Here is a 12,427-nt window from a genome sequence, read left to right on the forward strand (position 1 = left end):
GAACAAAGAGGATAAATAGAACTATGCGTTTTGATAAATTTACCATTAAGTCACAGGAGGCCATGCATCAGGCTGAAACCATTGCCGAGAAAAACGGCCATCAGGAGCTCCAGCCCGAACATCTTCTGCTGGCTTTATTGGAACAGCCCGAAGGATTGGTTACGCCTATCCTACAAAAAGTCGGCGTTAATATCCAGCAACTGACTCAGCGTATCCAGGACGAGTTCAAGAAATTGCCTAAAATAGAGGGTTTTATCGGACAGATTTATATCTCTCCCCGCTTAAAGCATATTCTGGAATCGGCGGTCAAGGAAGCCGAACGACTCAAGGACGAATATATTTCGACCGAGCATATTCTGCTTGGTATCTTTGAAGACAAACAGGGCGCTCTGGTTAACACGCTCAACGGCTTGGGTATAAGCAAGGACCGTATCTATGCGGCCCTGACTGAGGTGCGTGGCTCGCAGCGGGTGACGGACCAGCAGCCGGAGAGCAAATACCAGACCATGGAAAAGTACTGCCGTGACCTGACCAAGCTGGCCCGGGAGGGCAAACTGGACCCGGTCATCGGACGGGAAGACGAAATCAGGCGGGTGATGCAGGTGCTCTCGCGCCGCACCAAGAACAATCCGGTCCTGATTGGCGAACCGGGTGTGGGCAAGACTGCGATTGCCGAAGGTTTGGCTCGGAGAATTATCCAGGGCGACGTGCCGGAGCCATTAAAGAATAAGCGGGTGATGGCTTTGGATTTAGGTGCGTTGGTGGCCGGCACCAAATACCGGGGTGAGTTTGAAGACCGCCTCAAGGCGCTACTCAAGGAAATCGGCCAGTCCGAAGGCGAAATCATATTATTCATAGACGAACTCCACACCGTGGTCGGCGCCGGAGCAGCCGAGGGCGCCCAGGACGCATCAAATATGCTCAAGCCGGCCCTGGCCCGCGGTGAATTGCGATGCATCGGCGCCACCACGCTCAATGAATACCGCAAATACATAGAAAAAGACGCGGCCCTGGAACGCCGGTTCCAGCAGGTTCTGATCGGCGAGCCGACAGTTGAGGATACCATTTCCATCCTGCGCGGATTAAAGGAACGTTATGAGGTCCATCACGGCGTGCGCATTCAGGATGCGGCCCTGGTTGCAGCGGCAACATTATCGCAGCGCTATATCTCGGACCGGTTTCTGCCGGACAAGGCCATTGACTTGGTGGACGAGGCGGCCTCAGCCCTTCGGTTGGAACTGGACAGCATGCCCCAGGAGATTGACAACCTCCAGCGCCGGATAATGCAGCTGGAAATCGAAATGCAGGCGCTTAAGAAAGAAACCGATCCGGCCAGCAAAGAGCGTTTCGCCAAGGCCGACAAGGAGCGCAAGGATCTGAACGAGCAGGTTACCGGTCTGAAGGCCCAATGGCAGAACGAAAAGAAACTGATTCAGGAAACCAGCGGGCTTAAAGAAAAGATAGAAACTGAAAAGTTAAAATTGGAAGACCTGATGCGCAAGGGTAGTTTGGACAAGGTGGCCGAAATCCAATACGGAATTCTGCCCGGCCTGCAAAAGCAGCTCGAAGCCCAGAACAAGAAATTAGCCGAGGTTCAGAAGAAATCCCAGATGCTCCGTGAAGAAGTGACTGAGGAGGATATTGCCGAGGTGGTGGCCAAATGGACCAAGATACCGGTGGCGCGGCTGGTCGAAAGTGAGGTTCAGAAACTGCTCAAGATGGAAGAGCGCTTGAGCCAGCGTGTGGTTGGCCAGGATGAGGCGCTCAAGGCGATTTCCGATACCATCCGCCGGGCCCGGGCCGGACTCCAGGACCAGAATAAGCCCATTGGTTCATTCATCTTCATCGGGCCGACCGGCGTGGGCAAAACCGAACTGGCCAAGGCCTTGGCCGAATTCCTGTTTGATACCGAAGCTGCGCTGGTGCGCATAGATATGTCCGAGTATATGGAAAAGCACACGGTTTCCCGGCTGGTCGGCGCGCCGCCCGGATATGTCGGCTACGAGGAAGGCGGGCAGCTGACCGAGGCCATTCGCCGCCGGCCCTATGCCGTGGTCCTGTTCGACGAGATAGAAAAAGCCCATCCTGAGGTGTTCAACGTTTTTCTCCAAATCCTGGACGACGGACGCTTGACTTCCGGGCAGGGCAAGGTGGTTAATTTCAAGAATACTATTGTCATCATGACATCGAATATTGCCTCTGATGTCATGAAGGAGTATGCTGAGGCCAAATCACCGGACCCGGTCAAGGTCAGGCAAAAAGTCATGGAAGTCCTGCGCCAGGGTTTCAAGCCGGAATTTATCAACCGGATTGACGATATCATTATCTTCCGTCCGCTGGACAAAGCAAATATCATCAAGATAGTGGATATCCAGATCGGTCTGTTGCAGAAACGTCTGGATGAGCGCAAGATAAAAATCAGTTTGAACAAGGAGGCCAAGGAAATGCTGGTTCTGGACGGCTATGACCCGGTCTACGGGGCCCGGCCGTTAAAGCGCCTGATTCAGCACAAGATCCAGGACCCGCTGGCGCTCCAGATGCTGGACGGTGAATTCAAGGCCGGCGATACCATCAAGATTACCCCGAGTAAAAAAGATATCGGTGAGTTTGAGTTTAGCAAGTAAGATGGTGTTGGCAGAACAATAAACCTTGACCCCGCGCATAATATTTGTATACTTATGTAATGGGTGTCAGATAAGATTGTTTATTAAAACTACTGACGAATGAATAAAAGGGTTTATGTGCGGGGTTGACATCAAGAGGATAATTGGCTACTCTAAATAATATGCAGATTCAGGAATCAATTGTTAATGCGGTGAGTTTGTTGAACGGATGCAAGGATTATTCCGAGGCGTTATTGAATATCTCGGAGGAAATACTGAATCATCTCAGTGCGGATAGCTGCGTCTTTTTCTCGGTTGATGCGGACGAGGTCATTCCCGATATGTTCGCCGTGGTTGGAAGAAAGCCGCAGGCCCTGACCAATAAACTTTCTGCCAATAGTCGAAATACCATGTCATCCTGGGTGGTCCAGAACGGTGAGACTATAATACTGGATGCTTCCAGTAATGACCCGCGTTATAGCGAGGAGTTAAAATTACTCGGGGCAATGGCCCAGATCGCGCCGGTTATTATAAGTATCCCGCTGGTCTGCGTTGGTTCTTTGGTCGGGGTGATGGATGTTATGGTCACCAGCCGGCGACATGTCAATAATGAAGAATTGATTCCGGTTAATCCGCTGATTAATATTGCGTCATTGATTTACTCGCGGCGCTATAGCAACGGCCTGACCAAGCTGGCCGAGATATCGGTCCAGCTGCTGGAAGGCCGGGATTATTACACGCACGGACACTCTATGCGGGTGGCTAATTATTCCCTGGCCATTGCCGATAAATTGGGGTTGACCGAATTGCAGAAACAAAAAATCAGGTTGGCATCTATCTTGCACGATATCGGAAAACTCACCTTCAGCGATACGCTCTTTAAGGCCGACCGGGCCCTGACCAAGTTAGAGCTGAAGATTATCGAGATGCACCCGATTATCGGTGCCAATATCATCTCGGAAATCAATAAAAGCATCGCCACTGTCATCCGCTCCCATCACGAGCATTATGACGGCTCGGGATACCCGGATGGTTTAAAAGGCAAGGCCATACCGTTGTTATCCATGATTATTGCCATCAGCGATGCCTTTGACGCCATGCTGACCGAGCGGCCTTACCAGCAGGCCACCGATGTTAAGACGGCGCTTGAGGAAATCAAAAATAAGAGCGGCACGCAATTCGATCCTGAGGTTGTCAATGTCATGCTGGAATGCTACAACTCCGGGAAATTGCAGTGCTAAATATCAAGAATAGTAACCACAGATAAACACAGATTAACACTGATTTTATCTAATCTGTGCTACTCCATTGCCATAGTAATAATTCATATCTGGTATCGACCAGGAGTTTTTCTCTCCATTATCGTCATTTCCGTGTAAACGGGAATCCAGTATTAGGTTTTTGGATTCTTCCTGAGTTTAATACGTAAATGCCTGGACTCCTGCCTTCGCAGGCGTGACAAACACGTGGTTGGAATGGTATGGGGAATAAGCTTGATAGATTATGGTGATTTGCGGCTAATAACCACAGATTTAATTATCTGTGTATATCTGTGTAATCTGTGGTTTATAGTTCTCTTAGCGATTCCTTCAGATTTGCTTCCTGTTTGGCCAGTTCTTCCTGCCTGAGCAATTCTTTTTGGAGAATGGCCTGGGGCGCCCGTGATTTGAAATTCTCGTCGGATAATTTATTGGTCACTAAAGCCAGTTGTTCCTTGATTTTGATCAGGCGCTGTTCCAGCCGTTTTTTCTCCGCCTCCGGGTCAATAATTCCCTCCAACGGTATGAAAAGCTGCAAAGCATTGACGATTTCGGTGGCCGAGTGTTTGGGTTTGGCCAGTTTTACGCCCATCTCTATCTTACCCAGATTAGCCTGATGCTTAATCAGTTCTTCATGCGGCCGAATGCCGTCCAGCGCTTTGCTCACTTCAGCCGAGATAATCAGGTCTAACGCCTGCTTGCGCTCGATTGTCATCTTATTGCGGATATTCCGGACACTCCGGATGATGCCGATATTTATTTCCATTGTCTGCTCAATCTGCTCGTCTATCTGCTTGGGCTCGGCCGACGGCCAGGTTGCACTCATCACTGATTCGCTCTGGAAATGTTCCGGATATTGCTCCTTAAACTTCTGCCAGAGTTCCTCGGTGATAAACGGGATGAAGGGATGGAGCATGCGCAGGGTATTGCTGAAGAGATAAAAAAGCGTAGAGCGTGTAGCGTTGAGCGTAGAGGCGTCTTGGCTGTATAATCTTGGCTTGATGATTTCCAGATACCAGTCGCACAAATCGCTCCAGAAGAAGTGGTAAATCAAGTGGGCCGCCTCGCTGAATTGGTAGGTCTCTAAGGCCTTGGTATAATCGCGGATGGTGGTGTTCAGGCGGGAGAGAATCCAGCGGTCTTCGAATGTGTCGTGCGTTGTGGGTTGTGTGTCTTGGGTTTTTGACGCAGGGCTCATAACGCCTGACGCATCGGCGCTGGTTAGCACCAATCGGCTGGCATTCCACAACTTATTACAAAAATTACGGCCGGATTCATAGGTTTCATCCGATAGATTGATATCGCCGCCCAGGGGGATATTGGCCATAATGCCGAAGCGCAGGGCATCGGCGCTGTATTGGTCAATCAGGACCAGCGGGTCCGGCGAATTGCCCAGCGACTTGCTCAGCTTCCGGCCTGAATTGTCACGGGCTATACCGTGGATATAGACATCCTTGAAAGGGGGCTTCCCGGTGAATTCAATCCCGGCCATTATCATCCGGGACACCCAGAAAAAGATGATGTCCTTGCCGGAATTCAGGACGCTGGTCGGGTAAAAATATTTCAGGTCCTCGGTCTGTTTCGGCCAGCCGAATACGGTAAAGGGCCAAAGCCAGGATGAAAACCAGGTGTCCAGCACGTCCGGGTCCTGAACCATTGAATCTCTTGAGCCGCATTTCGGGCACTTGGTCTTTTCTTTAGAAACTATCGGTGTAATATCAGATAAATTATTAATGGATCCTGAGGATATATCAAAATGTGACGGGGGTATAGATTTGCCTTCTTTAAGTTCTTCGAATGGCGGATCCAAGTGAATATTTAATTCTGGATGACATTTCGCGCAATACCATACTGGTAATCGGTGTCCCCACCATAGTTGGCGCGAGACGCACCAGTCCCGGATATTCTCCATCCAGTTAAGATAGGTCTTAGACCAGTGTTCCGGAAAGAATTTGACATCCCCGGACCGGACCGCCTTGATGGCCGGTTCGGCCAGGGGTTTCATCTTGACAAACCATTGCAGGGACAAATAGGGCTCAATCATGGTATTGCAACGGTAGCAATGCCCGACCGCGTGCTGATACTTTTCCTGCTTTTCCAGCAGACCTTCATCGGTCAGCCGCTGGACAATCCGTTTGCGGCATTCCAGCCGGTCCAGGCCTTTGTATTCTCCGGCGTTCTCGGACATCTTGCCGTCCGGCGCCAGGATGTTGATAGATTCCAGATTATGTTTTTGGCCCATCATAAAGTCGTTTGGGTCGTGGGCTGGGGTGACCTTGACCGCGCCGGAGCCGAAATCCTTTTCTACTATCTCATCGGCGATTATCTTGATTTCTCTGTTCATAATGGGCATAATCAGGGTCTGGCCAATAAGATTCTTGTAACGCGGGTCGGTCGGATTGACCGCCACGGCCGTATCGCCCAGCATGGTCTCCGGCCGGGTCGTGGCCACGACCACGAACTTGTCCGGGTTATCTTTGAATGCATATCGAATCCAATACAGCCCGCCGGTGGTGTCCACATTCTCCACCTCTTCATCGGACAGGGCGGTCAGGCAGCGCGGACACCAGTTGACGATATAATTACCCCGGTAAATCAGGCCCTTTTCATAGAGCCGGACAAAGACATCCTTGACCGCGGCCGAATAGGCCTCATCCATAGTGAATCTCAGGCGCGACCAGTCGCAGGAACAGCCCAGTTTCTTGAGCTGCTGGATGATGGTATCCCCGTATTGTTTCTTCCACTCCCAGACCCGCTCGACGAATTTGGTCCGTCCCAGTGCGTGCCGGGATGATTTATTCTTCTTTAGTTCTTTTTCCACCGCGTTCTGGGTGGCGATACCGGCGTGGTCTGTGCCTGGTACCCAGCAGGTTTCGAACCCCTGCATCCTCTTAAAACGCACCAGGATATCCTGGGGTGTCTCGTCCATGACATGGCCCATATGGAGAATCCCGGTCACATTCGGCGGGGGAATAACGATAGAGAAAGGTTTCTTGGGTTTATTCGGGCTGGACGAAAAATAGCCGTGCTCCTCCCAGAACTTATAAATCCGGTCTTCAACGGTCTTGGGATTATATGCGGTTTCCATAAGCAGACATTCTATTTCGCCTCTACTCTGATGTCAAGAAAATCCCGCTGGGATAACTCCTGCCACTAAGTGCACAACCCCCCGACCCCCTTTTCTAAGGGGGAGTGGTTAGTAAATTCCCCCTTAATAAAGGGGGATTAAGGGGGTTGTTAGTGCTTTTGTGCCTTTGTAGCGACTCTTTTATTTCCCAAAATAACTATTGACCCCGTTAGTCATATTTGATATAAGGTCTTATATAATTCATTAATACGGAATAAAATAATCCCGCCATTCGGTGGGATCTAAGTCGCTGTAAGGGCTAAAGCCCAACAGCGACTAAGAGGAGGATATTATGCCACAAGCGACAAAAGGTAAGGAATTACTGGTCACCACGCCCAACGCCATCGGCGCCTTGGGCACAGTCACCGGAGCCGTTTCCAAGGCCGGAGTGAATTTCATCACCATCTCCGCCTGGGGCGAGAAAGACAAGGGCTTCTTTCGGATGCTCACCTCGGATAACGACAAGGCCGCGGCCGCGCTGAAAAATCTTGGCTACACCATTACCGAAACCGATGTTCTGCTGGTCAATCTCGGTAACAAACCCGGCACCTTCGCGCCTTTGGCCAGGAAGATTGGCGATGCCGGTATTGAGATTAACTACTGTTACGCCACGGCCTGGAGCTCCACGGCCGTCCTGGTGCTATCCACCAAGAACAACAAAAAGGTCATGGATATCATTGCTGCCTCGTAGAGTATGGGCAGGAAGAATGGCAGGGTGGAATAATAATTAAGTAAGATGTTTTCCGAACTCCGAGAGAGGAGAGGATTTATGAAATTTATTATGATTACTACTTGGTGGGGACACTGGGATAATATACGAGGTGATTCTACATATTATAGTACAACAATGGTTCCAAGTAAGATAAAGAAAGAGGAAATATTAAAACTCCAAAACGTGGAAACGTTATTTATAAAAATACCAAGCGACAAAGATTTTATTACAGGATGTTGGACTGGCAAAACCACAAATTTCAGAGAGGAAATGCAAAGTGGGAAACCAATTATAAGGTTTGATGTAATTATTGGGCTGCGAGCCAGTTTTCCTACTCAATATCAGGACTTAAAAAGCGGTTGGTATTGTGAAGATTGGCAATCCAGTCCAGCAGTAGTAGAAGATAAATCTTTTGACCCGCCATTTTTTGATATTTTAAATACAACTACTGACCATAAACACTTTGAAACTCATGCTTACCGTTTATTAAAAGTATTAGGATTACACACGCTGTATAAATTTCCGATGCAGGACCAAAGTGGTAAGTCAGATGGCTTCTTTGTTTTTAAGAGTCTGGCTGTTATTTTTGATATGACATTACGCAAGGATTTTGAGCAGGCCAAAAAAGTTCAGATGGAAAATTATTGTGGCCAGCTAAAAAATGGAATGATTGAAATTATTAAAGGTGGTAAAAAGAGGGAATTTAATGTGGGGTCTAATGCAAGGCAAGTATGGATAATTACCAATGGCTCCTCACGGGAAATCAGAACAATAGATGGTATTACGATAAAAGAAGTGCCCATAAAAAACATTATGGAACTTTATAGGAAAAGAATACAAGATGATTTAGATGAGGCAGATTTTGAAAAGAAATTACTTGCCTTGTAAAAAACAATAGAATTCCGGCGCCGCCACACCGAATTATACCCCCATCCCCCTCACCCCTCCACTTCCTCCCCGGTATACCCTGTAGGGTAGCCCAGCCCCCGGTATAGATTAGCCCAGCCCCCGGTATGGAGTAGCCCAGCCCCAGGTATAGAGTAGCCCATCTCCCCCCATAGAGTAGTCCATACCCCGGTATGGAGTAGTCCATCTCCCCCTATGGAGCAGTTCAGCCCCCCGTATGGAGTAGCCCATCCCCTCCTATGGAGTAGTCCATCCCCTCCTATGGGGGAGCCCACCACCCCCTGGGGGGATGCCCACCACCCCCCATAGGGTAGCCCTACTCCCCCCTGGGGGATACCCACCACCCCCCATAGGGTAGCCCAGCACCCCCCAAGGGGATGTCCAGCACCTCACATAGGGATGCCCATACCCTCGTGGAGGGAAGCCCTATATTACCCTCCTAGGGTGGAAAGATTCCGCCTTAGAGCGGAAAGGCATCGCTAACAAGCGGAAAGTTCTTGCTAACAAGCGGAAAGTTCCCGCTAACAAGCGGAAGGTTCCCGCTAACAAGCGGAAAGTTCCCGCTAACAAGCGGAAAGTTCCCGCTAACAAGCGGAAGGTTCCCGCTAACAAGCGGAAAGTTCCCGCTAACAAGCGAAAAGTTCCCGCTAACAAGCGGAAAGTTCCCGCTAACAAGCGGAAAGGCATCGCTAACAAGCGGAAAAGTTCCGCCCCAAGGTGGTTTATTCACGTAACACCTTTAATTTTAGTGGGTTAGGGCGAATTTTCCCCTCGTTCCTGTCATTCCCGTGCAAACGGGAATCCAGTATTAAATTGTCTGGATTCCTCCGTTTTAGCAAGAGTTTAGTACCACCCTATCCGGGTAGCGGGGATAGGGTATAGTCCTCCACCCCATAGGGTATAGGGGGAGGGGGGATAGGGTATGGTCTCTCCCCCGATAGGGTGTCCCCCTATAGGGGATAGGGTGGTTTTTCGGCGCCATAAGGAATGTATTAGAACAACCCCCCGACCCCCTTTTCTAAGGGGGAGTAGGAAATTTTCCCTTTAATAAGGGGGAATGTGAGACCTACGACTCTATCATTACCGGGCATTTGGGCAATGCCTGGAGAAATAACTTGCCGTAGTTCTTGGTGACTATCCGGTTGTCCAGGATGACGATGATGCCCTTGTCGGTCTTGGTCCGGATAAGCCGTCCGAATCCCTGCCGGAGTTTCAGGATGGCCTCGGGCAGGAAATAGTTCTTGAATGAGTCCACGCCGTTGCGTTCCATCTCTTCCATCCGCGCCTCGACTAAGGGTTCGCCGGGCACAGGAAAGGGCAGTTTGGTGATGATGATGTTTTCCAGCGCCTCGCCCGGCACGTCCACGCCCTGCCAAAAGCTGTCCGCGCCGAGAATGACCGAGCCGATGTTGGCCCGGAATTCCTCGAGCATCTGGTGCCGGGGCATATCCTTGCCCTGCATATAGAGCGGGATGCCCTGGGCCATCAAGAGCGGATAAATCCGGTCGTGCACCCGGTGCATCAAGTCATAGCTGGTAAACAGGACAAATGCCCGGCCGCGGCTGAGCTGGAGGTATTTCATTATCTTCTCGCTGGCTACGGGCTCGAAGTCGTCCTTCTTGTTCGGGTCCGGGGTGCCTGAGGTGATGTAGACCTTGACCTGTTTGGCGTAGTTAAAGGGCGAGTCCAGGATGATGTCCGCTGAATTCTCGATGCCCAGTGTGTCTTTAATGTATTTCAGCCCATCCTTCTTTGATGTAGATAATGTGGCGCTGGTAAAGATGGCGGACTTGACGGTTTCGGGTAATAGTATCTCCTTAATCAGGGTATTGACCTTGAGAGGCGCGCCCTGGAGCGTGACCCGGGGCTGGGCCCGCTTTTGCTTGGCCAGTTCGACCCAATATACCCCCACACCAATTCCATTGGTGTGGGGGTGAACGGATTCGCCTGTGCCTGATTGCTTAATAAAGTTTTCCACCGCCTCGGCAAAGATGAGCGTCCGTTTGATAAAGGCGTCCAGTTCTATCTCGTCCACCTCCTTGGCCTTGGGCTTTTTCTTGCTCAACACAGATTTGAGTTCCTTGAGCGAAAAATGGAGCTTGACCAGGACCGGACTGAGGGTATTGGCCACGAAGTTCTTGCTCTTGACCCGTCCGTTCTCCGGCGCCTTGTGGTTGTGCCAGTACAGGACATCGTCAAAGAAGCTTAGCGCCGCCTCGTGCGCCTGCTCCACCAGTTCCTTACATTCGTTGGTTTTGGCAATGCGATGGGGAATAAACTGCAGGAATCCGGACTGCTTTTTGGGATTCCACAAAGAGCTGAGCAGGTAACTGACCTGGTAATTGGAGACATCCATGCCGAGGTGCTTTTGGGCCACGGATTCCAGCCGGTGCGCCTCGTCAATCACCACCATCTCGTAATTGGGCAGGAGGTTGACTTCATTTTCATAGCGCATGACCGCGTCAATCACCAGGAGCGGATGGTTGACCACCACGATATTGGCCAGCCACAGTTGGGACCGGGCCTTTTGATAGAAGCACACCTCGTAGTAGCCGCATTTCTTGCCGGCGCAGTTGTCGCTCTCGGCGCATATCTTGTCCCAGACGCCGCTTGACGGCACCCAGTCGAATGAGGATAGCGAGCCATCCCACATACTGGCTGTTCGACCCCGGCGCGCATGGGGGGAGTTACAGCCAGTTGCCCCGCCGGATGGCGGGGACTGGTTGCGCTTGATGACTAATCCATATATTCTTGCAAGTTCTTCTTTTTCCGCGATGAGCTCGAACAGCTCTGTCTGGTGGTCCAGTGCCTTGGCCAGCCGGCGCTGGCAGATGTAATTGGACCGGCCCTTGGCCAGCACTACCGTAAACTTATCCGGCAGGACGGTCTGGAGGAACGGAATGTCCTTATAGGCAATCTGTTCCTGGAGATTGATGGTATTGGTGGAGACGATAACCGGCTTTTTGGTGGAGAGCGACTGATAGATGGCCGGGATAAGGTAAGCGAATGTCTTGCCGATGCCGGTGCCGGCCTCGACCACCAGATGACGGTTCTGGTCTATGGCCTGGCAGATGCCTTCGAACATAGCCACCTGTTCGGGCCGGTATTCGTAGGCCGAGAATTTCTGGGCCAGCAGGCCCTCGGGCCCGAAGATGGCCTTGGTATCAAGCATAAATTAATTTCCGTAAGCCACAGATTGCACAGATTAATAAATAGAAATACTTAAATACGTATTAACCACAGATGAACACAGATTACACGGATTATTTTGATAGCGGTTCGATGTCTATGTCCGGTCCACCCCAATTACCAATAATAGCATCATTAAGTTTACTATTTTCGTATGACTCCATTTTCAAGTCATCCATAGTTTTCTTTATATCTACCATTAGTTCTCCTGGTGAATGAATACGGCTTTCTACTATAAGGCACGCGTTGGGTTGGTCATGACCGCAGTCTAAATCAACCTTAACTAATTTGCTTATAGAATTGTCTTCTTTCTTCCATTCCTTGTAATATTTTGTCCGGAATATTGCAGACAGAATATTGGGTTTGTCTTTGGCGATGAATTGCCAAACGACATCTTCGTTTTCCACGCTATACAATTCAATATCGAAATCCATTTCGGTGTAGCCTTTTATTCGGTGTGCAAATAAACCTCTTTCTTTACAGAGATTATCGATTAGTTTGTCTCTAAATTTAATAATGTTTTCCCAATCTATAAAGCCAACCCTGCAAGTAGTTATGTTGCCTTCTTTCCATGCCCAGAACATGTTTTTATTAAATGACATCTTTTGTAATCCTTACAATCTGTGTCATC

7 protein-coding genes are annotated in these 12,427 nt (G+C 49.9%); 4 read left to right on the forward strand and 3 right to left on the reverse strand.

The window, feature by feature from the left end:
• Positions 1-23 precede the first annotated feature (23 nt).
• Together clpB and HZA49_06650 are read left to right on the forward strand one after the other, a co-directional pair.
• The gene (gene clpB / locus HZA49_06645; GenBank protein MBI5779118.1) at positions 24-2,624 is read left to right on the forward strand and encodes an ATP-dependent chaperone ClpB; all 2,601 of its coding nucleotides are present in this window, start codon (positions 24-26) and stop codon (positions 2,622-2,624) included.
• Between the two features lie 161 nt (positions 2,625-2,785).
• Positions 2,786-3,844 (forward strand): HD domain-containing protein, encoded by a 1,059-nt coding sequence (locus HZA49_06650; GenBank protein MBI5779119.1) that lies wholly within the window; start codon positions 2,786-2,788, stop codon positions 3,842-3,844.
• Between the two features lie 325 nt (positions 3,845-4,169).
• Here the strand turns inward: HZA49_06650 and HZA49_06655 are convergent, their stop codons facing one another.
• Positions 4,170-6,950 carry a valine--tRNA ligase gene (locus HZA49_06655; GenBank protein MBI5779120.1) on the reverse strand — a complete coding sequence of 927 codons (2,781 nt, stop codon included), beginning with the start codon at positions 6,948-6,950 and terminating at the stop codon, positions 4,170-4,172.
• 331 nt (positions 6,951-7,281) lie between these two features.
• Here HZA49_06655 and HZA49_06660 point away from each other — a divergent pair, with 331 nt between their 5' ends.
• Together HZA49_06660 and HZA49_06665 are read left to right on the forward strand one after the other, a co-directional pair.
• A complete protein-coding gene (locus tag HZA49_06660) occupies positions 7,282-7,680 on the forward strand; it encodes a hypothetical protein (GenBank protein MBI5779121.1) in 399 nt (132 codons plus the stop codon).
• A 78-nt stretch (positions 7,681-7,758) separates the two neighbouring features.
• Positions 7,759-8,589, forward strand: a complete 831-nt coding sequence (locus HZA49_06665; protein MBI5779122.1) for a hypothetical protein — start codon at positions 7,759-7,761, stop codon at positions 8,587-8,589.
• Between the two features lie 1,084 nt (positions 8,590-9,673).
• Here HZA49_06665 and HZA49_06670 read toward each other — a convergent pair.
• Together HZA49_06670 and HZA49_06675 are read right to left on the reverse strand one after the other, a co-directional pair.
• Complete coding sequence (locus HZA49_06670; protein MBI5779123.1) at positions 9,674-11,779, reverse strand: DEAD/DEAH box helicase; 2,106 nt, start codon at positions 11,777-11,779, stop codon at positions 9,674-9,676.
• Between the two features lie 91 nt (positions 11,780-11,870).
• Positions 11,871-12,398, reverse strand: coding sequence for a hypothetical protein (locus HZA49_06675; protein ID MBI5779124.1), 528 nt, complete (start codon positions 12,396-12,398; stop codon positions 11,871-11,873).
• Positions 12,399-12,427 lie beyond the last annotated feature (29 nt).

This window comes from Planctomycetota bacterium (assembly GCA_016235865.1).
Lineage (GTDB): Bacteria > Planctomycetota > MHYJ01 > JACQXL01 > JACQXL01 > JACRIK01.

Coding starts and splice junctions, on each gene's coding strand:
- clpB (MBI5779118.1), top strand. CDS start 24: ATGCGTTTTGATAAATTTACCATTAAGTCACAGGAGGCCATGCATCAG.
- HZA49_06675 (MBI5779124.1), bottom strand. CDS start 12,398: ATGTCATTTAATAAAAACATGTTCTGGGCATGGAAAGAAGGCAACATA.
- HZA49_06650 (MBI5779119.1), top strand. CDS start 2,786: ATGCAGATTCAGGAATCAATTGTTAATGCGGTGAGTTTGTTGAACGGA.
- HZA49_06670 (MBI5779123.1), bottom strand. CDS start 11,779: ATGCTTGATACCAAGGCCATCTTCGGGCCCGAGGGCCTGCTGGCCCAG.
- HZA49_06660 (MBI5779121.1), top strand. CDS start 7,282: ATGCCACAAGCGACAAAAGGTAAGGAATTACTGGTCACCACGCCCAAC.
- HZA49_06665 (MBI5779122.1), top strand. CDS start 7,759: ATGAAATTTATTATGATTACTACTTGGTGGGGACACTGGGATAATATA.
- HZA49_06655 (MBI5779120.1), bottom strand. CDS start 6,950: ATGGAAACCGCATATAATCCCAAGACCGTTGAAGACCGGATTTATAAG.